This window comes from Chryseobacterium sp. HNCC26DJ238 (assembly GCF_057180465.1).
In genome coordinates this window covers 20,918-47,500 of record NZ_JBXUGI010000019.1, presented here as the reverse complement: position 1 = coordinate 47,500, position 26,583 = coordinate 20,918, and the positions used below count along the sequence as shown (strand labels likewise).

The following is a 26,583-nucleotide window of genomic DNA, read 5'->3' as shown; positions in this document are numbered from 1 at the left end:
TAGAGGTCATCAAATTCCATTCCTTATTTTCATTTTTTGTAATTTTGCAGCGATGAATAATCATTTTTTTGACTTAATAGAACATACCAACCGAAGTGTTTTTCTTACCGGAAAAGCAGGAACGGGAAAGACAACATTCCTCAACGAATTTGTAAAAAAAACCAGAAAAAAGCACATTGTCGTAGCTCCAACAGGGATTGCGGCTATTAATGCAGGTGGCGTAACCATCCATTCTATGTTTGGTCTGCCCCTGCGTACCTTTTTGCCGACCACCGACAGAATTGATGGAAGTCTGGGAAATAATATTGCAGATCTGATGTCTCATTTTAAATACAGAAAAGATAAACTCAAGCTTTTGCGGGAAGTTGAAGTTCTGATTATTGATGAGGTTTCGATGTTGCGGGCTGATGTTCTGGATATGATGGATTTTTCTCTCCGGTTCATACGAAGAAATAATCAGCGGTTTGGAGGTGTACAGATGCTGTTTATCGGAGATCTGTATCAGCTTCCGCCAGTGGTTAGGGATGAGCATATTTTAAAAATGTTTTATCAGTCACCTTTCTTTTTTGACAGTCTTGCGATCAAAGATATTCCTCTGCTGACAATTGAACTGACTAAGGTATACCGTCAGACGGACGAAGATTTTCTTGAAATCTTAAATGCTGTTCGTGACGGGGATGTTGCAAATATTGATTTTGACCATCTGAATGAAAGATTCAATCCTGATTTTAATTATGGTGAAGAATCTTATATCTATCTATGTTCGCACAATAAGCTGGCTGATGACATTAATCAGCAGAAACTGGCTGAAATCAAAGTTGATCCTTCCACTTTTGAAGCGAAACTGTTTGGCGAGTTCAAGGAAAATCAGTTTCCGAATGAGCAGTTTTTAGAATTGAAGATTGGTGCTCAGGTAATGTTTATCAGAAATGATATTTCCGGAGAGAAAAAATATTTCAACGGAAAACTGGGAGAAATCTCAGCTTTGGATGAAAAAGAGATCAAAGTAATTCTTGACGGAAGCGAAAGGGAAATTACGGTGAAAAGAGAAGTCTGGGAACAGAAAAAATATTCCTTAGACGGAGAAAAAAATATTAAGGAGGAAGTACTGGGAAGTTTCGAGCAGTTTCCAATTAAACTCGCATGGGCAGTGACGATACATAAGAGTCAGGGATTAACTTTCGATAAGGTCATTATTGATGCAGGGAAAAGTTTTACTGCAGGGCAGGTCTATGTGGCTTTGTCCCGTTGCCGGACTCTGGAGGGTATAGTTTTAAAATCTAAAATAACCCCGGAAGTTATTTTTAAAGACAACAGGATTCTGCAGTTCCAGGGTGATACTTTCGCAAATGATCATGTGGAAGATATCATCAATAAAGAAAAGTATGACTACAGCATCCGAAAAGTGCTGCGCTCGGTCGATTCCCAATGGCTTTTAAAGGAAGTTGAGCTTTGGAATAATCTCTCGATGACCACAAAAAGCATTGATCAGGCAAAATCTAAACAGCTGTATCTTCAACTGAAGCGTGATGTTGTAAATCTGGGTAAGATTTTCGAAAAACTGGAAAGGATTATTTTTCAAAAGGTAAATAATTTCATCAGTAAAACTGAGGAATGGAGCGAGATTGAAAATAAAACCAAAGGTGCGGTCAATTTCTTTTTTAATGAAGTGAAAGATAAAATTTTCAGTCCTCTGAAAGAATTTTATTCTGAAATCAAAGGAGTGAAGGGGCTGAAAAATTATAACGAAGAACTCAGAAGCTGGCTTGAAGATATTGAAGAATATCTCAATGGGTTAAAAACGGCTCATCTTTTGGAGACGAAACTTTTAGATGAAAAAAACGATAAGGAAGTCAGCATGAAAATTGCGAAAGTGCCTTCTCAGGTTTTGACTTTCCAGTTGTTTGAGCAGGGGAAAACAATCTCAGAAATCGCTTTGGAAAGAGGACTGGTTAAAGAAACAGTTTTGGGCCATCTGGCAAGATTTGCAGAGCAGGGTTTACTGGATATATCGAGAGTGATCACTTCTGACAAAATTAAAGCGTTTGAAAAGGCATTTAAAACTGACCCGAAGGATACGTTAAACGAGTGGAAAACGGCATTGCCCAATGATTTTGATTTTAATGAAATCCGGATTTTGATCAATCATTTTAATTTTTTGAAAGAGAAAGATAAGTAGTATTTATTATTAGACAAAACACTTATTTTTTGAAGATCCGATATCAATCATACTACATAATTTGATACTAAATGCACGAATTTTTTTTACGAATAAATGTTTTAATGTTACATTAAGCTATTGACTTTGTCGAAATGATATTGATAGATTAAATGTAGATAATCTTTGATTTTACTTATGAAGTTAAGGAATTTTAGTTATGACAAACGGATAATCAAGCTTATTTTTTTGTTGTATGATTGATGTGGTAACCTACAATTTTAATGATCTCATCTTCTTTAAGCATTGAGAATGTTTCTTGAGTTTTACCAGATTCTCTCACCACATCATAGATAAGCAGATATTGACTTTTATTATTCGAACCCTTGATAACCAAAGTTTCCCAGTGTTTTAAATTATATTCTTTGATGACGCCGCTTTCTTGCTGTGCGTACATAATCAATTCATCTAATTTATCCCTGCTTGTGATCTCAGAAAATTTATCACTGAACAAATAATAAATTTTATCCTGATTTGAGCCATATAATAATTCCCAATAGAATTTTTGGGTAATTTTTTTTGCATCATCTTTATCTGATTCTCTGTTTGAAAATGTCTGATTAAACGAGCAGCTTGCTAATATTAATACAGATAGTAGAAGTTGAAAATTTTTCATTTAATATTTTAAAATTTAGCTTGAAAGCATTATTGTAAATAATTTGATCAACAGTTTTAATTTTTTAAATATAAATGACGGAAGTCGATTTTACTGTTTACAATTTATATCTGAATTGTTCAGCAATAACAAATTGGTCATTGATCATCAATAATTGATTTTCTGTAAACTTAATTTCTCCAAAGTAACTGATTTTTACCTTATGATCACGGCAGGCTGTTTCTATTTTTTCAATAATCGAAAATGGTGCTTTCAAAAGCAGACCTGATCCTTTTTGAATGTTTTTTAAAAAAATCTGATAATTGGTTCCAGTATCAGATTCAATATAATCTTTCCAGTTTCTAAAACCCTGAGTGACTTCATTGATCGCTTTTTTTAGATCTTCGATAAACATTTCATGATTTTCCGGTTTAGAGTTTATGAAAACTTCATGATTGCTTTCATTATAGTTTGTTAATAAAGGATGATGTTCGTAGAAATTCAGTTTTCCTGTCTTTTTCTGATTTAGAAAAGCTTCCTTTTTATTTCTAAAATCAAAGTGCAGCAGTTTATTTTTGATTTTTAAAACGATGAATGTACTCTGGAAGTTTTCAATTGTTGCGATTTGATTTTGAAAATCTTTAAGTGTAGCCATACTTCAATCTGCATTTTGCGATAAGGATCTCATCATCCTGAAATTTATAAATCAGTCTGTGTTCTTCGTCAATTCTTCGTGACCAAAACCTCTAATATTTATGTTTCAATAGTTCAGGTTTTCCGATTTTTTCGAAAGGATTTTTTGAAATATCTTTCAGTAAATTAAATCATTTATTCTTTTAAGTTTCTACTTTATCAAAGTAAGATATTATATCTTTTTTAAAATCTGAAGCAGCTGTCCTTAGTGTACAGCATTATTTATACAAATATATGTACAAAATCTGATATTCACATTACTTCTAAATTTCATGTATTTTAGACTTCTCTAAATATTTTAATAATAGATTTTCGTATGCAATAACTATTACCCCTATCAATTACAAAAAGTAACTAATGCAGTTTAATAGCTTTAAATTTGTATTTCATTTTTGTAAAAGAAAAATGTTTTAAATATGAAAAACTTTGAAATATCTGTTTTAGACCTCGCTCCCGTAAAGCAAGGGAAGAGCATTAATAATACTTTTCAGGACAGTCTGTCTTTGGCAAACTTTGCTGAAAATTTAAATTATAAAAGATTCTGGCTCGCCGAACATCACAATATGGAAAGCATTGCCAGTTCTGCAACTTCAGTGCTTATTGGCTACATTGCTAATGGGACAAAAAAAATCAGAGTCGGCTCAGGAGGGATTATGCTTCCCAATCACAGTTCACTGGTCATTGCCGAACAGTTCGGAACCCTGGAATCACTTTTTCCTGGAAGAATAGATCTGGGTCTGGGAAGAGCTCCGGGAACGGATGGTCTGACTGCAAAAGCTTTGGGAAGAAATCCTGCAATCATCAATGAGCAGTTTCCGAGACAGATTCTTGAGCTTCAGAGGTATTTTTCAAAAGAGAATTCTGATGCGCAGGTTCGTGCAATTCCCGGTGAGGGTCTGGATATTCCGATGTATATTTTAGGTTCGAGTACCGACAGTGCCTGGTTAGCGGCCGAACTTGGACTTCCTTACGCTTTTGCCGGACACTTTGCTCCGGAGCAGATGGAAATGGCTTTTAAAATTTACAGGGAACATTTTGAGCCTTCACTCTATTTGGATCAACCTTATTTGATTGCCTGCGTAAATGGAGTGGCTGCAGAAACTTCTGAAGAAGCACACCTGCTTTCCACGACTTTGTTTCAGGCATTTATCAACATCATCAGAAATGACAGAAAACCTTTTCCGGCACCGGTCGAAGATATGGATGCCATTTGGTCAGCCATGGAAAAATCGATGGTTTTACAAAAATTGAAATTTAGTTTTATTGGAAATCAGGATGAAATTGCAGAACAGATTAAAAACTTTCAGGAAAAATATCAGGTGGATGAACTGATGATTAATTCTCATATTTACGACCACCAAAAACGTTTGGAGTCGTACGAAATTATCAGAAAAGCTACAGATTCTTTGATGAATCAGCACATTAGTCACAGAGATTTTTTTTCAGCTTTGAAAATATTTTAGAGCACATTAGAAAAAGCTCAAAAATTTTTGAGAGGTGTGTTTATAGTTGGTCTGTGAGAATTAAAAAATGTAATGATTTCCCTTCAAAATTAGATTAGTAAGTGTATTGAGCATTAATGAAAATCTTTAACTTTCAAATCTTTTGTGTTCTAAAATATTTTCAATATGTATAACTAAAACTAATGTGACTTATGTGTCAAAAAATATTTTGTGATTAATTTCCAGCATATTGATAAAAATGGAGTTGAACAAGAAACTTATAAGTTCTAAAATGTTTTCAATAGGTATAACTGAAACTAATATGACTTATGTGTCAAAAAATATTTTGTGATTAATTTCCAACGTTAAAACAAACCGTTCATATTAATTGTTGATGCTTATTTTTATGAGTATCTTTGCGAAAATTAAAGTAAAATGTCTGATTTTAAATTAAATACTATTCCAGAGGCTATCGAAGACCTTAAAAATGGTAAAATAATTATAGTAGTAGATGACGAAGACAGGGAAAATGAAGGAGATTTTCTTTGCGCTGCCGAATTAACGACTCCTGAACTCATCAATTTTATGGCATTCCACGGAAGGGGACTGATTTGTATGCCGCTTCCTGAAAAGAGATGTGATGAGCTCGGTTTAGATATTATGGTAAGCAGAAGCAGTGATCCTAAGGAGACTGCATTTACGGTTTCGGTTGACCTTTTAGGGGATGGGACTTCTACAGGAATTTCTGCAGGAGACAGAGCTAAAACTATATTAGCATTAATGGATGAAAAGTCTAAGCCTACAGATTTTATGCGTCCCGGCCATATTTTTCCGCTTCGTGCAAAAAAAGGAGGTGTTTTAAAAAGAGCAGGACACACGGAAGCAGCCATTGACCTTACGTGTCTTGCAGGTCTGAAGGAAGGGGGAGTGATCTGTGAGATCATGAATGAAGATGGAAGCATGTCCCGTCTGCCGGAGTTGTATGCCTTTGCACAGAAACATGATATGAAAATCGTTTCGATCGAAGATCTGATTCACTATCAGCTTAAGAAAGGAAACCTTATCGATAGAATCGAGGAAAGAGATGTAAAAACGGCTTTTGGTGATTTTCATTTCCTGGCTTTCAGAGAAACGTCGAATGATCAGATTCACTTTGCATTGACCAAAGGATCATGGACCGTTGACGAGCCCGTCCTTGTGAGAGTACAGTCTTCAGATTCTTATTTTGATGTTTTAACCCGCTTGAATAATGGTGAAAAACCTCAGTTGGAAAAAGTGACAGGGATGATCAATGAAGCAGGAAAAGGAGCCATTATTTTTATTAACAATGTATCCAATTCTGAAAATACACTGAGAAAGCTTCAACAGTTCTTAAATCATCAGGACGGTCAGCAGAAACATCCTACTGCAGCATTTAATTACAGGGATTACGGAATAGGAACTCAGATTTTAAAGAATCTGGGAATTAATAAGTTTAAAGTAATCACTCAGAATCCTGATGTGAAACCTCAGGTTGGAGGATATGACGTTGAGGTGACTGAAATGGTTCAGCTTTAGAAGTGAACAGTATAAAATCAATTTTGTAATACAGACGAATTTTTCTGTTATAAAATTGACTTCGATTGAATAAAAAAATGGCTTGAGTACATCAAGCCATTTTTATTTCTTCAAAATTTCTGAATCCGTTCAGGAAATCTTTTACAATCATCCTTTTCTTTCCTTCTAACTGCAATTCAAGGGGAAAGTAAATTCCATCCTTGGTATAGATTTTAAATTCATTTTTAGAAATATCTGATGTTCCGGAATTTCTACTGTGCTCCAGAATTTCAAATGTACCGCCATAGATTTTAAGCCCTTTTTCTTCTTCTCCAATTTTTAACGTGGTAAATGCAGCCGGATAGGGTGACATTCCCAGGATAAACTGATGAACTTCTTTTGAGTTTTTACTGAAGTCAATTCTCGTGTCTTCCTTAAATATTTTAAATGCATTTTTTGGCTGTTCTACCTGCGGTTGGGGTTTTTCTGTTATTGAATTTTCAGATAAGCCGTCAAGTGTCTTTACGATTAATTTTGCACCCATCTCCATGAGTCTGTCGTGAAGGCTTCCTGCGTTTTCATTAGGCAAAATTTCAATTTCTTCCTGAAGAAGGATATTCCCTTCGTCAATTTTTTCATTGATAAAAAATGTTGTAGCACCGGTTTTTTCTTCACCGTTTATTACGGCGTAATTGATGGGGGCAGCTCCCCGGTAATCAGGAAGTAACGATGCATGAAGATTAAAAGTACCAAGCTGAGGCATTTCAAACAGGACTTTCGGCATCATTCTGAAAGCGACGACTACATAAACATCAGCATTTAATTTTTTTACTTCTTCTAAAAATTCAGGATCTTTTAATTTCTCAGGTTGTAGGATTGGTAAATTATTTTCTGCAGCATATATTTTCACTGCCGACTGACTGATTTTCTGTCCGCGTCCGCTGGCTTTGTCAGCAACGGTCACTACACCTGCAATTTTGTGGTGTGACTGATGAATGGCTGCCAGAGCTGTTTTCGCAAACTCGGGCGTACCAAAAAAAATGACTTTCAATGATTTCATACTGCAAAGATAATTTTCTTTGATTTTATTTAAAAATGAAATGGAAGTAAAATGAGATTTTTAATTTTGCTCATCACTCATCACTCATCACTCATCACTCATCACTCATCACTCATCACTCATCACTCATCACTCATCAATTATTACTTATTACCCATTACCCATTACCCATTACTCATGCCAACGCGTAAGTTCTGAAGTTCAGCATTTTTATCTTTCCTGAATCTAAAAGAAAAATCAGGTTTTCAAGAATATTTTCTTTTGCATGAAAATTCAGCTGGATAGACAGCTCTTCAATGGTTGCAGGTTTTTTGGCTAGTAATCTGATAATTTCTGAAGATATGTTATTTCCAAACATAGACTGTTTATTTTTTTCACAGACTGTACACTGTCCACAGTTTTTTGAATTTTTTTCGCCAAAATAAGCAAGAATCAGTTTCATTTTACAGTAGGTTGAATCTTCAATGTAAAACTTCATTTCTTCCCATTTCTGAATTTTATTTTTTTGGATTTGCTCAAAAAGCTTCCAGTATATGCTTTTTATTGATCTTTCGTCTCTCGGTTTAAGGAATTTAACACTTGCCAGGGTTCCGTCAATGTATTCGAGATAATTTTTCTGCTGTAATTCTTTTAAGCGTTCTTTGATCAGGTGGATACTGACTCCTATTTTGTCGCTGACTTTCTGTTCGCTGAACATCACCTTGTGTGTGGTTACTCCGGAAACCGAGCGCAGAAGGAGCTCTATGAAGTATGCGTCTTTCTGTGGGAGCTGATCAAGTTCGTCCGCTTTCACGGAAAGCTCCAGCGATGACAGACTTTTGTTGCTGTTATAATAGATGATTTCCTGAGTATGAAGAAAATTCAGGACATTTTTAATTTTTGCATTGGAAAGTCTGGTGAAATTCTGAATTCCGGAAATATTCAATTGAAAAACTTTCTCTGGAAGTTCAAATTCGGCCACCTGAAATTTAGAATAGAGATAAGAAATTATTTTCAGGAACTCATCTTTATTGGGAATCTGATTTCTTAGAATCTGGTCAAAGTTTAAAATTTCCTGCCGGTTCCAAAGCATAAACGCAAAACTTTTTTTTCCGTCTCTACCTGCTCTACCGATTTCCTGATAATAATTCTCAATGGACTGGGAAGGGGAGAAGTGGATGACAAAGCGTACATTGTCTTTGTCAATTCCCATTCCGAATGCATTGGTAGAAATCAGTACATTTTTATCGCTGTTATTCCAGAAATTCTGTCTTTCATTTTTTTCTTTTGTCGTCAGACCTGCATGGAAATAATCTACCGTAGTGATTTTATTTCTGTGAAGAAACTCTGTGAGCAGTTCAGCTTCTTTCCTTGTTCTTACATAAATGATCCCGGATTCCTGAGCATATTTTAAAATATTAAAAATACGTTGGTATTTATCAGAAATTTCTTCACAGAAAATTTTAATATTTTCCCGTTTAAAACTTTTCTGAAAAATATTTGGTTTTTTTAATTCAAGCTTATTTTTTATTTCTTCCAGAACTTTAGGAGTTGCGGTAGCTGTCAATGCCAGGCAGCTGATCTCAGGGTTGTTTTTTCTGAAATCTTTAATGTTCTGGTAGCTGGGCCTGAAATCCTGCCCCCACTCTGAAATACAGTGAGCTTCATCAACGGCAATAAATGACATCTGTATTTCCTCCATTTGCTGAATAAAATGAAAGTTAGTGAGTCGTTCCGGTGAAACATATAAAAGTTTTGTTAAACCGTCTTTACAACGGTTATAGATGACCTCTGCATCAAAGTCATCGAGTTCCGAAGACAGGTATTCAGCTTCGATTCCTCTGAATTTTAATTGATTGACCTGATCCTTCATCAAAGCCAGTAATGGCGAAATAACAAGACATACGCCTTCCCTTAATAAAGCAGGAAGCTGGTAGCACAGGGATTTTCCGGCACCTGTAGGCAAAAGCACAAGCGTGTCGTTTCCTGCGATGACCGAATCAATGATATCACCCTGGGAATCTCTAAAAGTATCATATCCCCAAAAATGTTTTAGGGTTTTATTTTTCAGTTCCTGAAAGTCATGAGAAGAAATCATCCTGTAAAAATATAGAAAGTAATTTAACAAAAAAAGTCACGCATTGCGTGACTTTAAAAAATAGGTAATAAGTTTATTATTTAGCTTCGAAATAAACTCTTCTGTTTGCTCTGTTTTTCCACTCCGGACATTTAGTAGCCGGATCACACTCTGGGTATTTAAGGTCTTTTTCACCTCTACCTACCGCATTGATTTTAGAAGAATCTACACCATTTTTGATCAGATAATTTTTAACACTGTTCGCTCTTCTTTCAGATAATTTCTGGTTATAAGCATCAGAAGCTCTTGTGTCAGTTGCTCCGATCACCGTATATGAACCATTTGAAGAATTGATATAGCTTACCGCATTATTAAGGATTGGAGTGTTTGAAGGTAAGATTCTGTCAGAATTCAAATCAAATTCAATTCCCTCCATATTGGTTACTTCTTCTTTTACAGGTCCCGTTGGTCCTACAGGGGTAACCGGACAACCGTCATTTTCAACAGGTCCCGGTACAGTAACACATTTATCGTAAAGGTCGATAACTCCATCTAAATCTGCATCTAAAGCAACACCTGCTCCGTCAACTCTTGCACCTGCAGGAGTATCAAGCTGTCTGTCCCAGTCATCACAAACTCCGTCATTATCTGCATCTCCTTTTTTGCAAACTTCAATATCCTGGTTTTTATCTGCCAGAACATCTAATTTATAATAAATCTCCTGTAATGGATCATGCCACATTAAGTGCGATTCGTGTTTTCCTAATTTTAATGATAATCCTACAGTAGCATTAAAGAAGTTGTCAGAGATCTGATCTTCTCTTTTGTTGATATCACTATATTGTGCTCCACCACCGTCGAATTCATCATCACCCGTGTAAACATACATTACTCTTGTTTCAAGATCCAGTCTTCTGTTTACTTTAAACTTAAGTCCGGCTCCTGCCTGACCGAAGAATGAACCAAGTTTAAAAGGTTTGATCTCTGTGACTAATCTCTGACCGGAAAGATCTTTCTGAAAAGCTCTGTATGCTATGGTACCGATACCTGCATAACCGTGTAGAGCCCATCTGTAAGTTGACTTGTTGTCAACTCTTCTCAAAAGATTTGAAAAATTAAGATCACCCAAAATTGAGATTGCATCATACTGAGTTCTTGCACCTACCTGCTGATAAGGTAAACCTGCAGGAGCTGCATCTTTTGTATTAAACCATCCCTGTCTTGTTTCTCCTCTGTCGTATTGTAAATTAAGACCAAAAGCATGAGTAATCGCTTTGTCAATACTTACATATGCTGAGTAACCGAAAAGATTCTTTCCGTTACCGTTTTTTATAGATGTTAAATCTGCAGACTGAAGCAGTGGTACTCCTGCACCAAATGAGATAGCCCAATCATTGAATCTTTTAGATTTCTGTGTAAATGGGGATACATTAGCAGACCCTGAAGAAAATGTATTAGGATATTCATCGTTTGAAACTACCGCTGTTGAATCTTGTGCGAAAGCAGCAGTAGGAACTGCTAATGCTAATGCAACAATTGCTAAACTTAATTTCATAGTGTATTTTATTTAGTTAATTAAATGATTAGTTATTATTTGTCCAAATTGATTATTTTGGACAGCCATTATTATCTGCAGGTCCCGGAACTGTTACACATTTGTCATACAGGTCAATAACACCATCAAGATCTAAGTCTAATGCTACACCTGAACCATCAACTCTTGCTCCCGCAGGTGTGTTTAATTCTCTGTCCCAGTCATCGCAAACTCCATCATTATCGTTATCACCTTTTTCACAAACAACAAGTTCTGTAGGAGTGTTTTCCAGTGCGTATGTTCTTGCATAAACTTCCTGTAAAGGATCATGCCATGCTAAATGAGTCGGATGTTTGCCTAATTTGAATGACAATCCTAAATTAAACGTCATCATCGCATCTGAATACGAATCATTAATCAGGTTATAATTAATTCTGTCTCCAGCAGGAGTATCCAGAGATCTTCCTTCACCGCCACCATCAAATTCTTCATCAAAGCTGTTAATATACATTACTCTTGCTTCAACATCAATGAGTTTGGAAACGTTATATTTTAAACCGACTCCAGCCTGCATGAAAAATGATTCGATAGCCAGTTTCTGATCGTTCATGATTGGAATTCTCGGAGGATTAGTACTCCATCTTGAAGCATCACTGTCGATCAGTTCAGTTTTGAAACCCAGTATTCCCGCCCCTAAATATCCATGTAATGCCCATCTGTATGGTGAATGATTATCAACTCTCCTTACTAAATTAGATAAGTTGATATCTCCAATAATGGATATTTGATTAAATTCTGTCCATGCTGTCGCAACTCCAGCTGCAGGATTATTAGGTAATTTAGCTTGTTGATTTGTTTTTCCTAAAGAGTATTGAAGGCTGAGGCCAAATGTGTGTGTAATTTGCTTGTCAATACTTGCATAAGCATTCCATCCCCAATTGATTTTGTCCCCGTAAAAAGAAGTTACGTCCGCAAATGTCATAAATGCAGGACCTCCACCGATCGACACTGACCAATCGTTGAACTTTCTTGCCTTATTGTCAAATTTTTGAATATTTGCAGAACCGGAAGAAAAAGTATTGGGATACTGATCTGAAGTATTAACCGCAATACTGTCTTGAGCATATGAAGCAACAGGCAATATGGCCAATAATAGTAAACCTAATTTCATACAATATGTTTTATGTTTTGATTAAATAAAATCTTTTAATAATATTCTAGAAAATTCCCTTTCGAAAAGATGTTTTTTATGAGGGATTTCTAACTTTTCTGAAGTGAATTTTAACTCATTGTATTTAATGATGTCAATATCAATAATTCTATCTGTATAGCCTCCTGATATTTTAGAATCATTAACTCTTCCCATTTCAATTTCAATTTTCTTTATGTAATTAAGTAACCGAATTGGTGATAAATGAGTGAATATTATTGATGCAATATTACAAAAATTATTGGAACTTACAAATTCTACAGCATCAGATGTTAAATATTTACTAATTTTTAATATAGTGCCCACTTCCTGCAGCCTGTTCAAAGCAGTATCTAAATTATTTTTTTTGTCTCCGATGTTACTTCCCAGTAACAAAACTACTGTATGTTGCGACATATTGAAAAATGATTATTTTATGAAGAGTTTCTTTAAAAATGTATTGGCAAATATAGTAGCAATTGGAATACTGTGTGTGTTGTTTTTCTTCTTTTTTATCATCATGATTGCGTTTGGATCGATGAGTAATGAAAAATCTGTAGATGTGAAAAAGAATTCTGTTTTGACTATCAATCTTAAAACAGATATTATAGACAGTCCTACGGAAGAGCAGCAGACGATATTTAATGTTAACAAAAAAAATACAAGTGTCCTTATATATGATGTTATTAATGCAGTAAGAAAAGCCAAAGATGATGATAAGATAAAGGGGATCAGTATTGAGGTTGATAATATCAATGCAGGGATTACGCAGATTGATGATTTAAGAGCAGCAATTCAGGATTTTAAAAAAAGCGGAAAATTTGTTTATGCTTATGGTAATACCGTATCACAGTCTTCTTATTATTTAGGGTCTGTTGCTGATCAGTATTATCTGAATCCTTCGGGAGGAATCGAATTAAAAGGTCTCTCTACGGAAGTTACTTTTTTTAAGGACTTTGCGGAAAAATACGGAATCGGTATAGAAGTGATCCGCCACGGGAAATTTAAATCTGCAGTCGAACCGTTTCTGAGAAATGATATTTCCCCGGAAAACAAAGAGCAGCTCAGCACTCTGCTGAATGATATTTGGAACAATACAGCTTCTAAGATAGCAGTGTCACGAAAAATGGATGTCAGCCAGTTCACTACAGTGGTTGACAGTCTTTATGGGATGATTCCTGATTTAAGTCTTCAGTATAAGTTAGCGGACAAGCTGATTCAGAAGTCCGAATATGATCAGATAATCAGAACAAAACTGAAACTTAAGGAAGATGATAAACTGAATAAAATTTCTCTGACCAATTATATTGATTCTTTTTCAGATACAGATAAGTCAGGAGAAAAGATTGCGGTATTGTATGCGTCAGGTTCTATTAATAACGGAGACGAGTACAGTGATATCAATTCTGAAAAGTATATCAAATATATCAAAGAACTTCAGAATGATAAAAAAGTAAAAGCTGTTGTACTGCGAATTAATTCGCCAGGGGGAAGTGCGAATGCTTCGGATGAAATTCTATTTGAACTCCAACAGCTTAAAAAGAAGAAGCCGCTGGTTGTATCTTTCGGTGATTATGCAGCTTCCGGTGGTTATTATATAGCCATGGCAGCAGATAAAATTTATTCTGAACCCAACACGCTTACAGGATCAATAGGGGTTTTCGGGGTAATGCCTTATTTTAAAGAATTAGCCAATAGAAACGGAGTGCGCTCAGATATTGTCGCAACAAACGCCAATTCAGCGTATTATTCTTCATTAAACGGATTAACACCTTATGGGGTGAATGTAATGACAAGGAGTGTGGAAGGTACTTACAAGAGATTTGTACATTTCGTAACTCAAAACAGGAAAAAAACTTTTGAAGATATTGATGCTGTCGGGGGTGGAAGAGTATGGAGTGGTTCCCGTGCAAAGGAGATTGGCCTCGTAGATGAATTGGGAAGTCTGGAAGATGCGGTTAAATTTGCAGCACAGAAGGCAAATTTAAAGACATATCATGTTTCTTCATTTCCAAGGAAAATGACTGCATTTGAGCAGATCTTTTCTGATTTGAATGAAGATGATATTTCTGCCAGAGTGATTAAGAATAAAATTGGTAAAGCAAACTATGAAATTTTAGAGCAGATTACCAATGAAAAACTGAAGTCTGAGGTTAAAATGGAAATGCCTTATCAGATTAAAATCAACTAATTGTATTGTTCATAAAAAATCCGGATTTGAAATTTTCAAATCCGGATTTTTATTTTTTAAGTGTTTGTTATTTCTTGGTTACCATCCTGTAGATTGCAAGTAAAAGAACAGATCCACCAATTGCTACTAAGAAACTCGAAAAGTTAAATCCTGTTACATCAACTCCGAATATCATTGATCCAATCCATCCACCGAGCATACTACCTAAGATACCGATGATGATTGTTACGATCCAGCCTCCAGGATCGTTTCCCGGATGTAATGCTTTAGCGATTGCGCCTGCGATAAGACCGAAAATGATCCATGTCAAAATTCCCATAGTTTAAATTTTTTAATGTTAATGAATTTGGTTTATTCTTAAGAAATAAAGATTACTTATCTCTTCTTAAAGAATGAGTCTACAAACTCCGTACCATTAAATAATTGAAGGTCCTGCATCTTCTCTCCAACACCGATGTATTTAACCGGAATCTGGAACTGATCCGAGATTCCGATGACCACACCGCCTTTTGCGGTTCCGTCCAGTTTAGTGACTGCTAAAGCATTTACTTCAGTGGCTGCAGTAAACTGTTTTGCCTGTTCGAATGCATTCTGGCCAGTTGAACCGTCAAGAACCAATAAGATTTCATGGGGGGCATCAGGAATAACTTTCTGCATCACTCTTTTGATTTTAGAAAGCTCATTCATCAGATTAATTTTGTTGTGAAGTCTTCCGGCAGTATCGATGATAACTACATCAGCATTTTGGGCAACAGCACTTTGTACAGTATCAAATGCTACAGATGCGGGATCCGATCCCATTTCCTGTTTTACAATGGTTACTCCGGCTCTTTCACTCCAAATAGTCAGTTGATCTACCGCAGCTGCACGGAAGGTATCTCCTGCGCCCAGTACTACTTTTTTTCCTTCATTTTTAAACTGATGAGCCAGTTTTCCTATAGTGGTGGTTTTTCCTACACCATTAACGCCTACAACCATTATGACGTATGGTTTTTTGGACGTATCTATATTTCCTGTATTGGCCTGTGGGTTCTCAAGCAGTAAACCGGAGATTTCCTCTCTTAGAATTCTGTCAAGTTCGTTTACGTTAACGTACTTATCTTTTGCAACACGCTCTTCAATTCTCTGGATGATTTTGATGGTGGTAGATGCGCCTACATCGGAAGCGATAAGTATTTCTTCGAGATCATCAAGAACCTCGTCGTCTACTTTACTTTTGCCGACCACGGCTTTTGTCATTTTTTCAAAGAATCCCTGATTTGATTTTTCCAAACCTTTATCTAATGTTTCTTTTTCTTCTTTTTTGAAAATATTTTTAAACCAACTCATCTTAGAATTTTGATTTTATAAGCTTACTTTATCCTGTACCACAAATATAACAAAAAAACTACCCAAAATATGAGTAGTTTCTGTATTGTAAATAAAGTAACGGATTATTTTTTCAAATAAGCATCTACTTCGTCTGCATTCATTACTTTTTCTTCGAAAACGTAAGCTTCTGATTTAGAAGACTTCACCATTTTCACAACTTTGGTCATTTTTTTTGACTGTCCGCTTTGTAGGGTTGCTACTACTTTCTTTGCCATGGTAAATTATATTTATAAATTACTTGATTTCTTTGTGAAGGGTAGATCTCTTAAGAACAGGATTGTATTTTTTCAATTCTAATCTCTCTGTAGTGTTCTTTTTATTTTTTGTAGAAATGTATCTTGACATTCCCGGCATACCACTTTCTTTGTGCTCTGTACATTCAAGAATTACTTGAACTCTGTTTCCTTTTTTTGCCATGATGGTTTAGTTCTTTTTAATCAATCCTTCTCTGATGCCTCTTGCGATAGCCTCTTCGATTCCAATCTTGTTAATAACTCTCAATCCATGAGCTGAAACTTTTAAAGTAACGTGCTTATCTTGCTCTGGAAGGTAAAATTTCTTTTCCAATAAGTTAATTTCAAAACGACGCTTCGTTTTGTTATTAGCGTGGGAAACGTTGTTACCAACCATTGCACGCTTTCCTGTTATCTGGCAAATTCTTGACATATCTCGATGTTCTTATTTGTATAATATTTGAGGTTGCAAAATAACGAATAATTTTTTAGACAGACAAGTTTTCTAAGAAACTTTTATAATAATTATTTGTCTTTTTATTTTATTCTGAACCATTTTAAAATGAATAAATCTTTAATACAGCGTTTTTTACGCTGTTTGTTGTTTTTTAAAAGATTGGTTGTAATTACTTATTTTTCCTGTTCTGGAATTTGTCCTGAAACCTTTTTATTAAAAAATAAAATAACAGAAAGCCCAGGGAAAATATTGAAAATCTGGTCAGTAGATCTCCTGCCTTTACGTAAAATGTTTCCTGATCATACAGGTTGACTTTGGCGAATAAAGCAGTCTTGTCACCATAAAAAGTATCTTCTAAAATTTCACCTTTGGCGTTGATGTGCGCTGAAATTCCGCTGTTGGCCGACCGTGCAATCTCTCTTCTCGTTTCAATTGCCCGCAGTCTTGCATAAGATAAAAGCTGTTTGTGCCCTTCTGTAACACCCCACCATGAATCATTGGTTACAATGGCGAGAAAATTGGCTCCTTTTTTAACATACTCTGTTACAAATTCTCCGTAAATACTTTCGTAGCAGATAATGGGGGCGATTCTTCCTTTGTTAAAAGGATTTGAAAAAGCTTTTCTTTCTTTGTCTGTTCCTAATGAAGCTACAGTTCCGCCCAGATTAATCATTGCATCCCCTAAAAGAGGTTTAAAAACACTCATGTATGGGAAGATTTCAACCCCTGGAACAAGTTTCCCTTTATGGTAGACTTCGATTTTTCGGTTAGGTATGATCTGTAATGCAGCATTGTAATTCTCAACCCACAGTTGGGGATTAAGCTGATAAGCTTCTTTCGGTAGGTTTTCTGCGCTTTTATAAAAACGGTGTGATGAAATTCCCGTTGTGAAAACAGAACCGGGATGTTTGCTTAAAAATCCTTTCACCTCATTTAGAAGCCCGCTTTTTTCAAATGCGGTTTCAGAAATAGAACCTCTTCCTGGAATTGCCGTTTCCGGAGCAATATAATAGTCGATTCTTCCTTTCGTATTTTCTTCGGCAAGTGAGAGGAGTTCATTAACAATCGTTATACTGTCTTTAGAATATTTTTCAGCGTATGGATCAAGAGCCGGCTGCAACATCAGAACATTCACCTGAGCAATCGGTTTTTCTTCAAAACTGTTAAATTTAACCAGTGAAATAATTATAGGGATGATAATCAGAATGGCGACAATCGATGAATTTCTAATCAGGTCCTTTCTTTTTCTTCCGGCTTCAAAAACCCTTATGGTATAAAATATCAGAACATTGATCAGCAGGATCCAGAAACTTCCGCCGGTAGAGCCTAAGGTATCATACCATTGAATGAATTCTGGGTAATCTGAAAATACATTTCCCAAATTCAGCCATGGCCAGGTAAATTCCCAGTTGAGATGAAATTTCTCAAAACTCATCCATATGGCTACGAAAAAGGCCAGCCCCCAATAGCTTCCCTGTGCGTTTTTATACCAGTGATAGCATTGAAAAACAATTGAATATAAAAAAGAATTAACTAAAACAGGAAAGACGACCGCCATCATGGAATGACTTCCGTCAGGATTTTTAGAACCATAAAGCCAGCCGGTGGTTACAATATTCCAAATGATGAAACAGAGGTAGGAAAGTCCGAAAACGACCCAGCTTTTTCTGTTAAATTTTGAAAATTTAGAAACGCCGTGCTCCATCATTAATAGTGGAACAAGCGCAAAAAATATAAAAAACGGAATTCCGTAAGTGGGCCAGGATACGGATAAAAGCATTGCTGATATGAGCGAAAGTAAAACGTATTTCATTAAATTATTTTAACACACAAATTTAATGCTTTTGAAATGAATAACTTTGTAAATCATGTTAAAGAAATTTTATAAAATCATTATTTTACCCTATACCTTTTTTCTGTTGTATCTTATGTTTTTAGGCATGGGCCGTTTTCAGTATGATGATAATGTGATCAGGATCGAGCCTGTTTTTTCTACGTTGAGTTTTATAAAGAATACGATTCGCTGGTGGGATATCATCCGTATTGTTTTAGGGAATATTGTTATGTTTATCCCCTTTGGTTTTTTAGGATGGGCTTTTCCTCAGATAAGGGATCTGAAAAGTACTGTAATTGTATTTTTGTCTGCCATTGTTATTGCAGAAGGTCTTCAGTATTTTTCAAGATTGGGAATTTTTGAAATAGATGATATCATCCTTAATACTTTCGGGGTTTATCTGGGTTGGCAGATCAAAGGATTGATAGAGGCGAAACTCAGCAGGTTTGTCAATCAATAGCTTAAGGATTCGGGGAAGCTGATTCTCCGCTAAGTCATCCATTTAATTCTTTAGCTCTCTTTTCTGCATTCAGAATTCCTTTCTGTAATATTTCCTTAAAATTATTTTCCTCAAATGTTTTTAAAGCTGCTTCTGTCGTACCTCCTTTTGAAGCGACATCTTTGATAAGTTCTTCAATATTTTTATCTGAATTATTGATAAGATGATAAGCGCCGAGCATGGTCTGTTTTACAAAGAGTTTGGAAAGGTTTTCGTCAATTCCCATCTGTGTACCGGCTTTGATCATGGCGTCAACGATATAATAAAAGTAGGCAGGTCCACTTCCTGAAAGTGCGGTAACGCCATCCAGCAGATCTTCGTTTTCCAGATAAACAGATCTTCCTGTACTGTTGAGAAGTCTTTCAATGTTCATTAAGTCATTAAAGGTAATCCCTTCTGCTGCAGTGTAGCCTGTGATTCCCATTCCTAAAAGTGTAGGAGAATTCGGCATTGCCCTTACAACTGATTGGTGACTTAAAAGTTTTTGAATTTTCCCGATTTTGATTCCTGCCATAATGGAAAGAATCATTTGTGTCGATTTTAATTTGAATTTAAAATTTTCAGCAACGTGCTTGAAATCCTGCGGTTTTACGGCTACAATGATTAAATCGGCATCCAGTTCCTGAACGTCATCAAATATTGAAATCCTGGATTTTGGAAACTCTTCAGAAATTTTTTGAATTTTCGATTGATTCCTTGTAATGAGCTGAAGATTCTCAGGTTTAATCAGTTCATATTTCAGAAAGGATTTTGAAAAGGACAAACCCATATTTCCGGCTCCGATGACAGCGATTCTCATTTTGTGTTGTTTTGAATTTCCTCAAAGATAATAAAATCTTATTCTGTAGGAAACTCTGGTCTTCTCATTTTATATTTTGTACCTGAAAGTGTCTCAAGAAAAGAGACCAAAGCCTTTATTTCCACTTTATTCAAATGTAAAGGCTGGAGAAGGGGGTCTGTAGAAGGGTGAAGTGGATCTGCAAGTTTTTTTTCAGCTGTGGGATCGAGCTGATGCATCCCGCTGTTATACATATTCACAATGCCTTGCAGATCATCAAAAAGCCCATTGTGCATCCAGGGTTGCGTGATGGCCAAATCTCTTAACTGCGGTGTTTTGAACTTCCCTGCATCCTCATTTTTTTTGGTGATATTGTAAAGACCAAGATCTTCGTATTTTCTCTTGTAATAAGTCAGTCCGATATTGTGGAAAGATTCGTCAGTCAGATATTTTCCGTTATGACAGTTCATGCAGCGTGCTTTGGTTCGGAAGATATGCATCCCGTAGATTTCCTCATCAGATAATGAACTGTATTTTCCTTCCAGAAACTTGTCAAAACGGCTTGGCTGGCTTTTAATCGTTTTCTGAAAATCTGAAATGGCCTTAACAATTCTGCCGTAGGTAACTTTTTCAGTACCATATGCATTTTTAAAAAGTATTTTATACCCATTGATGCTCTGAATTTTTGAAGGCAGGATTTTTACATCCATTGCCATTTCATGATGCGCTCCAAGTGGTCCGGAAGCCTGTTCCTCCAGTGATTTCGCTCTTCCATCCCAGAAAAATGAAGTTCTTTCCGCAATGTTTAAAAGCGAAAGGGTATTTCGGTTTCCTAAAAGATGGTTGTTTCCAAGTGCTACCCGTCTTCTGTCCTGCCATCCCATTTCAGGATCGTGGCAGGTGCTGCAGGAAATCTGGTTAGATTGCGATAATTTGGGATCGAAGAAAAGCATTTTACCTAAAATTACATTTGGTTTCCCCTGCTCTGCGAAATAAGCAGAATCATTTTTTACAGGAGCAAATTCCTTCCATTGTACACCATGGTCAATCGAAGGTTTGGGCCATTCTGTAATTGCTTTTTTATAGCTTTTTACGATATCTTCAACCGACGGTTCCTGAATGTCGGAAAGATTAGTGCTGACTTTGGAAGTGAAGCTCCACAGAAAAATGATGATCGCACAAAAACTCCAGTATATACCTTTTTTCATGTTAAAATGTAATTCCCAGGCTTACGCTGAAAAAATTATTGTTTTTTTTAAGAATCTTCTGTGACTGGTATTGAGTGCTGGCAAATAAAGCCGGAAGCTTCTCCAGTTTGATATCATATCTTAAATTCACTCCGAAACTGCTGATGTCACCTGCCTGAAAATTATAATCATCTAAAATCCATCTGCTGATAGCAGGGTTTCCTGATTTTTCCAATGCGTTGATGGACTTACTTACCGTTCTTTTAGAAATACAGGGTTCTACAGAAATTATTTGTGAAGGACTGATCTGTTGGCGGTAACTTGCAGTTATTCCAAAATTGATATACTCAAATTTCTGTCCTGAATTTGGATATAAAGTTTTTTCTTTGATTTCTTCAAATCCAAAAAAAGGTGAAGTGCTGAAGGTTACATTATCTCCGCTGTACTGATAGAAACCTTTTACAGAGCCCATGAAGTTTTCAGAACGGTATGATGGTCTTTTGTAGATCATTTCAGTTGCATTTGTATTCACTGAATATCCATATTCTGATCCTGTTTTTACAACCGCTGAATAGTTTGCCAAAAGTCCGATTCGGTGTTTTTCTCTTAGACTGAAAAATTTTGCACCTTCTGCCTGAAAGTTCTTGTTCTCCAGTTCTGAAATTTCAAATGACTTCGAAGTTCCGCTGTCGCTGTGGCTTTTTGTATTGTTGGAACGACCTGTGGAAGCCTGAATATAAAAGTCCTTTCCCTGTTTGTTGGAAATCTGGATTCCTCCTTTGTATCCAAACTCTTCAAACGTCTGAGACGGGCTTACGCCTCCGCTAAAAAAATAATTGGATATTCCCAATCCGGTCATTTGATAGACAAAAGGTTTACCAAGTATACTCTGAAACCTTAGAGAACTGTTTTGAGTGTATTTATTAAAGGTCCCGAATACACTTACTTCGTATTCACTGACAACTCTGTAGTTCACTCCTGCATTGACGTATAAATCCGAAGTCGTACTTTTTAGTCTGGGATCTTTTGTCCGGTAGCCAAGCTGGGCCTTATAGCTTATTTCCCCACCTAGGGTCCACCTGTCACGTAGTTTTTTTGATAAGCCCCCGGCAAAATTGTACCTTTCCAAATTTAAATTTCCACCTACAGAATCTGCTGTTGTATAGGGAGCAATTCTTTCGTAATCTAAATTTTCATTCCAACGGAATGTTTTCCTCTCTAAATTCTGATAAGCAGCATTTCCCCATACTGCGGTTGTGGAATCAAGTTTTAAATAGGAATCTGCACTGACAGACAAACCTTTTTCACCTTCGCCTAACTGCTGGCGAAATACTTTTTTATCCTCATTATGATATCCTGCTCGGAATTCGGAAAAAGATGAAGAACTATAATCCGACATTGAGGCCGGATTATAGTAAAACTGACTTCTGAAATTTCTTTCAATACTGTACTGATTACTGATTTTCCTGTAAAGCTGAATGCTGTCCTGTGCTTTCATTAAAAAGGAGGCGGATGTTGTAATCAGTATGAGTAATGAACGTTTAAAATTAGTCATAATGTAAGTATTGTAATAAATACTATTTATTAATGAGAGATACCGTTTTTTAAACTCGGCACAGCATCTTTAATAAAGTCATTAGTGGAATTGTTGGTGTCTGTGTAGATATTTTTACCGTTAGACATTGTTCCTCCTGTTTTACGTCTGACAGATTTTCCGTAGCGACTCGCATCATTATCAGTGGCCCCTACAGAAGTCCATCCGGAATCGATACTTGCTGAAGTTAAAGTGTGAATAAACTTTGTAGGAACAGAGTTGTTTTCAGCATCAATAATCCATGAATTAGGAATTGCGTATGTACTCACCTGTTTTACTGTTCCTGCACTTGTGACGTAGGTGTAGTCATATTTATATTTGCTAAGAAAAGTGTCTTTGTTTTCATCAGCAGGAAAACGTGCAATGACATAACTTTCAAAACCTCTGTTGTGAAGGAAAAACATATTGTAAGTCATTTGACTGTAAATTACTTCTGCATTGGGCACGTTTGGATTGTCCACCTGTCCTAAGGTTGGGTTTGTGGAGGGAAATTCAAAATCTGCATTATGGAGATCGAATGCTGTGTTAGTATTCTCTTTGTGATTGATAGCATTATCTGCAATGACTATAAAGTCTCCCGGCTGAACAGGATATTGGTTTCCTGTTCCGGGCAGAATCAGTACACCTTTTACTGCAAAAGACATATTTATAGGATATGGTGTGGGATTTTTATTATCGGTAGTAAGAAATTCTGACTGTCCGATAATCAGCTGATCAGCATAAAGGATCTGATCAGTATTGTTGGTGATTTTAAAATAACGGCCTGAATTATAGTTTTTATTGTCAGGCGTTCTCACCCCTGTAAAAAATACTTCCTCAATAATAAAATCTTTATGGAATTTCTGTGCAAATAAAGGTATGGTAAGCGTTTGAGAAGAAGATGATAAATCGGTTTGTCCCACACCTGCAGCTCTGGTTTCTTCATTATTCATTATCACAACACCATTTGCGGTGATTTTATAAGAACCGTACGGAATGTCAGATATAAATGTTGTTTCTCCGGATTTTAAAGTCTCTTTAATATTGTTTCCTGTGTTTAATTCTATAATTTCAATACTGATTCCTTTATATGAAGTAATGCCTTCACCTGTGAAATTTAAAGTTAATTTTCCGTTCTGTTTTGCGGTTACTCCAAAATCATCATCGCTCGAACAGGATGTTATGGTAAATCCGGTTACGAGTACGGCGGCTAAACTTAGTAATAAGACTCTTTTTTTCATGACGTTTCTATTGATTAAATTATATTAAAAATTATAGGTTAATTCCATTCCGAAGTAGGGGGTATTGCTTCCTCGTCTTTCAATAAGCATATTGTTGAAATAATAGGGTGCACTGTAATTGAAAATTCTTGTAACAAACATGGATGTTTTAATAGCTCTGTAGATGCTCTTTGTTACTTTTAAGTTAGCAGCCAGACTGAAAGTGAGTTCGGTCGGCAGGTTATCGGTTACGAAAACATTTCTTACCAGCCATTGTCTGTAGGTATCTGTTTTATCTGCTTCCGTAAAAGGATAAATGACTCCGTCAATACCGTAATACGAAATGGGTTCTGCTATTCTCTTGTCTCTTCTGCTGTAGTCAAAAAAGCTTCCCTGAAATGATGCAGAAACTGTTAAATCCATTTTAGGAATATAAGTATCGACGAATAGATTGTAATTCATATTGGAATTAATATATCCCAAATCATTATGATAAATTCCATAATAGGGAAACCCATCTGGTCCGATAGATCCCGAAGGCCTTTCGATAACCGGAACCGAATTTCTGTATTGAGTTTTAAAATAAGCACCGCTTAAAGTAAACCTTGTATTGATTGAACGAAAACGTGGTGATGTATATCCGAATTCGATACCGTTTTTAACAGTTGCACTTCCATTTTCTTGGACTGTGTATTCGGCATTGATTTTTTTGTCATTGTGTGGGATGCTGGATAAATCCGGTCCGTTATTCCACTGTGAAAGATCTACCTGTGACGCATCATATTGTTTATAAGTATGGAGAACGGTATGGGTCATCGGACGGAATCCATTCGTCATATCTTCCCTGAAAAAGGTGAAGAAAATAGTGTGATTACTGTAGGAAAGATCCAGTCTTATCTCTTTTTTTATATTTTTAGCGGCTTCAAGGTTTTTATTTGCAACATCCTGTACGTAGGTCATGAAATTCACATAACGGTATTGAGCATTATTATGGTAGTAATTAAGTTGGGTATAATCCCAGTATTTTTTATTCGGGTACAGCATTAAAAGAGTTGGTTGCTTGTAAAATTGACCATATCCTAAGGTGATATCGGTTTTTAACGGAATGCTGTTGATCATTAGAGGAGGGAGGTTGTATTGCAGATTTAATCTGGGTTCTACAATTTTTTTTTTGCTTATTGTATAAGAATTGTCTATTCCTATCTGTCTAGAGAATCGTAATCCTGTATAGAGTGTAAATTTATGTCTGTCGATTGCGTAGCTCATTTGATCTCCAATAAAAACAGCGAATAAATTATAGGCAGGAAGATCATTAAAAGGTCGTGGTCTTGAATTGCTCAGATCGGCAGAATAAGGAGAATTCATGTCATAAGTCAGACCTGCCATTATTTTTGGAATATCGCCAGTCTAGACCGGCTTCATACTGGTGGTTGATCCCAAAAGTATTTCTTGTACCTGTGGTTTGTAAGAGTGCGGTAAGATCCAGTGGCTTTCCATCTGTAGAAAAATTGCTGATGTAACGGAGAGCCGGAAAGACTCCTTCATTTTCTCCCTGCTCAGTTGCTAATGAAAAAGATCTTGGTCCCGACAGCTGTACCAGTTTTGTCTGAGCAATTTTTTCAAATCCCTGCCTGAATGCAGTGTTCAAAATGATTTTATCAAAAAATGCTGCTTTAGGCAAGCTGTACAAGAAATTATTGGTAAGGCTGATTCTCGTTTTAGTTTGTTTATATTGATCTATATCAGGAACACCATTGTCAGGATCATTTTTTTTTGAATCTATATTTGATGAAAGATCTATATTTGAGCGCCACTCCAAAGGTTGAGACCATAGATTTCCTCTCTTTTTTGAACGGACAGAGGCGGTTATTCTCTGGTAGTTTTCAAAAGCATCAGTCGGAGTTGCTTTGGAATCTAAAAAATCTGCTCCTGCACTGATTTGCCAACTGTCATTAATCTTAAAACCTTTTCCGGCATAATACTGTTTACTGAATCCATCGGCTTTAAATCTTGCCTGTAAAGGAGACTGGCTAATTTTTCTTTCAATCTTGATAACTCCGGATGTTAAATCTCCATAAGATGCAGAAGGAATTCCACGGATGATTTCTACCTTTTCTATATCATTCGTAGAAATGGTTCTCATATCAATACCCGTTGATGCTGTTTCTCTGTTTAAAGGGCTTTCCAGAAATTGTCTGTTGTCTAAAGAAATCTGCATGTCTGCATTCGAATTCAATACATTACCATCAACCATAAACTGGACACCGAGTGATGACGTATCATATTTCTCATTCGCCATGATTCCCCGGTTTTCACGAAGCAATGCCCGGTTACTCACATTTAGTGATGGTGTTTTAGCCAATCCACCGGGTAAAAGCTCCATCAGGTCTGAGATACTGGAAGGCTGCAGATGTTCCATAGCCTTTCTGTCGATTACAGATTTCGTAGTCAGCCCTCTGCTTTCTTTTGAAAAGATCATCAATTCTTCAAGCCTGTTAATGGGCTGCAGCTGGATGCTGGTTGTTTTTGAACCATCTAAAAAAATATCAAGATCTTTCTCCTGATAATTGGGGTGGGAAATTTTTAAGTGATGATTTCCTTGACGAATGCTTAAAACTGCAGTTCCGTTTTCGTCAGTTGCCATTGAATCTCCGGCACTTTTTACGATCGCATTTTGGATTTTTTGCTGATTTTCACCGGTAACAGTAATGGTTAATTTTAATTTCCCATTTTGAGCCAATAAAAGTTGTGAGCCAAGGAGTATGAATGCCAATAATTTTAAATGCCTGATCATCATTATTTTAGTTTCTAAAACAAAATCGAGCGCAAATTTAAAAATTAAATTTGCGGATTTTAATTTTATTTAGAATAAATTAAAATAAATGATATATGTCAGATTTTTTCTTAAATGTGGCTG

The 26,583-nt window shown here is 36.1% G+C and carries 24 protein-coding genes and 1 pseudogene; 5 read left to right on the top strand and 20 right to left on the bottom strand.

All coding sequences use genetic code 11. The annotated features are described in order from the left end of the window. Window positions 1-52: 52 nt before the first annotated feature. Window positions 53-2,179 carry a helix-turn-helix domain-containing protein gene (locus tag AC2A07_RS16870; RefSeq protein ID WP_484051351.1) on the top strand — a complete coding sequence of 709 codons (2,127 nt, stop codon included), beginning with the start codon at window positions 53-55 and terminating at the stop codon, window positions 2,177-2,179. Window positions 2,180-2,399: 220 nt separating this feature from the next. On the opposite strand, the gene AC2A07_RS16865 is transcribed toward AC2A07_RS16870, so the two are convergent. The 3 genes and pseudogenes from AC2A07_RS16865 to AC2A07_RS16855 all read right to left on the bottom strand — a co-directional run. Further along, the gene (locus AC2A07_RS16865; RefSeq protein WP_484051350.1) at window positions 2,400-2,834 is read right to left on the bottom strand and encodes a hypothetical protein; all 435 of its coding nucleotides are present in this window, start codon (window positions 2,832-2,834) and stop codon (window positions 2,400-2,402) included. Window positions 2,835-2,931: 97 nt separating this feature from the next. Beyond that, entirely contained in the window at window positions 2,932-3,468 is a 537-nt protein-coding gene (locus AC2A07_RS16860; protein WP_484051349.1) for a hypothetical protein, read from the bottom strand. Beyond that, window positions 3,455-3,631, bottom strand: a pseudogene (locus AC2A07_RS16855) (Txe/YoeB family addiction module toxin); the annotation flags it as partial. The pseudogene AC2A07_RS16855 and the gene AC2A07_RS16860, both read right to left, overlap by 14 nt. Window positions 3,632-3,922: 291 nt before the next feature. On the opposite strand from AC2A07_RS16855, the gene AC2A07_RS16850 reads away from it, so the two are divergent. After that, the gene (locus AC2A07_RS16850; protein ID WP_484051348.1) at window positions 3,923-4,969 is read left to right on the top strand and encodes an LLM class flavin-dependent oxidoreductase; all 1,047 of its coding nucleotides are present in this window, start codon (window positions 3,923-3,925) and stop codon (window positions 4,967-4,969) included. 414 nt (window positions 4,970-5,383) lie between these two features. Beyond that, entirely contained in the window at window positions 5,384-6,505 is a 1,122-nt protein-coding gene (gene ribB, locus AC2A07_RS16845; RefSeq protein ID WP_484051347.1) for a 3,4-dihydroxy-2-butanone-4-phosphate synthase, read from the top strand. 91 nt (window positions 6,506-6,596) lie between these two features. Here ribB and fmt read toward each other — a convergent pair whose 3' ends face one another. The 5 genes from fmt to folK all read right to left on the bottom strand — a co-directional run bounded on the left by fmt (window position 6,597) and on the right by folK (window position 12,740). Further along, window positions 6,597-7,544, bottom strand: coding sequence for a methionyl-tRNA formyltransferase (fmt, locus tag AC2A07_RS16840; RefSeq protein ID WP_484051346.1), 948 nt, complete (start codon window positions 7,542-7,544; stop codon window positions 6,597-6,599). A gap of 175 nt (window positions 7,545-7,719) precedes the next feature. Then, window positions 7,720-9,621 carry a RecQ family ATP-dependent DNA helicase gene (locus AC2A07_RS16835; RefSeq protein ID WP_484051345.1) on the bottom strand — a complete coding sequence of 634 codons (1,902 nt, stop codon included), beginning with the start codon at window positions 9,619-9,621 and terminating at the stop codon, window positions 7,720-7,722. A gap of 76 nt (window positions 9,622-9,697) precedes the next feature. After that, window positions 9,698-11,155, bottom strand: a complete 1,458-nt coding sequence (locus tag AC2A07_RS16830) for an OmpA family protein (RefSeq protein ID WP_484051344.1) — start codon at window positions 11,153-11,155, stop codon at window positions 9,698-9,700. Between the two features lie 52 nt (window positions 11,156-11,207). Continuing rightward, entirely contained in the window at window positions 11,208-12,305 is a 1,098-nt protein-coding gene (locus tag AC2A07_RS16825) for an OmpA family protein (RefSeq protein WP_314494992.1), read from the bottom strand. Window positions 12,306-12,326: 21 nt separating this feature from the next. After that, window positions 12,327-12,740 carry a 2-amino-4-hydroxy-6-hydroxymethyldihydropteridine diphosphokinase gene (folK, locus tag AC2A07_RS16820; RefSeq protein WP_314494991.1) on the bottom strand — a complete coding sequence of 138 codons (414 nt, stop codon included), beginning with the start codon at window positions 12,738-12,740 and terminating at the stop codon, window positions 12,327-12,329. Window positions 12,741-12,759: 19 nt separating this feature from the next. Between folK and sppA the strand changes: the two genes are divergently transcribed. Beyond that, window positions 12,760-14,514 carry a signal peptide peptidase SppA gene (sppA, locus tag AC2A07_RS16815; protein ID WP_484051343.1) on the top strand — a complete coding sequence of 585 codons (1,755 nt, stop codon included), beginning with the start codon at window positions 12,760-12,762 and terminating at the stop codon, window positions 14,512-14,514. A gap of 67 nt (window positions 14,515-14,581) precedes the next feature. Here sppA and AC2A07_RS16810 read toward each other — a convergent pair whose 3' ends face one another. The 6 genes from AC2A07_RS16810 to lnt form a co-directional block, all read right to left on the bottom strand. Continuing rightward, window positions 14,582-14,833 carry a GlsB/YeaQ/YmgE family stress response membrane protein gene (locus AC2A07_RS16810; RefSeq protein ID WP_050377379.1) on the bottom strand — a complete coding sequence of 84 codons (252 nt, stop codon included), beginning with the start codon at window positions 14,831-14,833 and terminating at the stop codon, window positions 14,582-14,584. A 56-nt stretch (window positions 14,834-14,889) separates the two neighbouring features. Continuing rightward, window positions 14,890-15,843 (bottom strand): signal recognition particle-docking protein FtsY, encoded by a 954-nt coding sequence (gene ftsY / locus AC2A07_RS16805; RefSeq protein WP_484051342.1) that lies wholly within the window; start codon window positions 15,841-15,843, stop codon window positions 14,890-14,892. 104 nt (window positions 15,844-15,947) lie between these two features. Beyond that, window positions 15,948-16,100 (bottom strand): DUF4295 family protein, encoded by a 153-nt coding sequence (locus AC2A07_RS16800; RefSeq protein WP_082002123.1) that lies wholly within the window; start codon window positions 16,098-16,100, stop codon window positions 15,948-15,950. Between the two features lie 19 nt (window positions 16,101-16,119). Then, the gene (gene rpmG / locus AC2A07_RS16795; protein ID WP_027373683.1) at window positions 16,120-16,302 is read right to left on the bottom strand and encodes a 50S ribosomal protein L33; all 183 of its coding nucleotides are present in this window, start codon (window positions 16,300-16,302) and stop codon (window positions 16,120-16,122) included. Window positions 16,303-16,308: 6 nt separating this feature from the next. Next, window positions 16,309-16,551, bottom strand: coding sequence for a 50S ribosomal protein L28 (gene rpmB / locus AC2A07_RS16790; protein ID WP_463429458.1), 243 nt, complete (start codon window positions 16,549-16,551; stop codon window positions 16,309-16,311). A gap of 193 nt (window positions 16,552-16,744) precedes the next feature. After that, on the bottom strand, window positions 16,745-18,388 hold the full coding sequence (lnt, locus tag AC2A07_RS16785) for an apolipoprotein N-acyltransferase (protein ID WP_484051341.1): 1,644 nt from the start codon (window positions 18,386-18,388) through the stop codon (window positions 16,745-16,747). Between the two features lie 55 nt (window positions 18,389-18,443). Between lnt and AC2A07_RS16780 the strand changes: the two genes are divergently transcribed. Next, window positions 18,444-18,869 carry a VanZ family protein gene (locus AC2A07_RS16780; protein ID WP_484051340.1) on the top strand — a complete coding sequence of 142 codons (426 nt, stop codon included), beginning with the start codon at window positions 18,444-18,446 and terminating at the stop codon, window positions 18,867-18,869. A 34-nt stretch (window positions 18,870-18,903) separates the two neighbouring features. On the opposite strand, the gene proC is transcribed toward AC2A07_RS16780, so the two are convergent. Genes proC through AC2A07_RS16750 form a run of 6 tightly spaced genes read right to left on the bottom strand, consistent with a single transcriptional unit; the run spans window position 18,904 to window position 26,463 of the window. Beyond that, complete coding sequence (proC, locus tag AC2A07_RS16775) at window positions 18,904-19,707, bottom strand: pyrroline-5-carboxylate reductase (protein WP_484051339.1); 804 nt, start codon at window positions 19,705-19,707, stop codon at window positions 18,904-18,906. Between the two features lie 38 nt (window positions 19,708-19,745). Continuing rightward, complete coding sequence (locus AC2A07_RS16770; RefSeq protein WP_484051338.1) at window positions 19,746-20,894, bottom strand: cytochrome-c peroxidase; 1,149 nt, start codon at window positions 20,892-20,894, stop codon at window positions 19,746-19,748. Between the two features lies 1 nt (window position 20,895). Further along, the gene (locus AC2A07_RS16765) at window positions 20,896-22,428 is read right to left on the bottom strand and encodes a DUF6850 family outer membrane beta-barrel protein (protein ID WP_484051337.1); all 1,533 of its coding nucleotides are present in this window, start codon (window positions 22,426-22,428) and stop codon (window positions 20,896-20,898) included. A gap of 29 nt (window positions 22,429-22,457) precedes the next feature. Then, complete coding sequence (locus AC2A07_RS16760) at window positions 22,458-23,687, bottom strand: DUF4876 domain-containing protein (protein ID WP_484051336.1); 1,230 nt, start codon at window positions 23,685-23,687, stop codon at window positions 22,458-22,460. A gap of 24 nt (window positions 23,688-23,711) precedes the next feature. Continuing rightward, the gene (locus AC2A07_RS16755) at window positions 23,712-25,052 is read right to left on the bottom strand and encodes a hypothetical protein (RefSeq protein ID WP_484051335.1); all 1,341 of its coding nucleotides are present in this window, start codon (window positions 25,050-25,052) and stop codon (window positions 23,712-23,714) included. Beyond that, window positions 25,033-26,463, bottom strand: coding sequence for a TonB-dependent receptor plug domain-containing protein (locus AC2A07_RS16750; protein WP_484051334.1), 1,431 nt, complete (start codon window positions 26,461-26,463; stop codon window positions 25,033-25,035). The genes AC2A07_RS16755 and AC2A07_RS16750 overlap by 20 nt, the downstream gene beginning before the upstream one ends. Window positions 26,464-26,583: the final 120 nt, after the last annotated feature.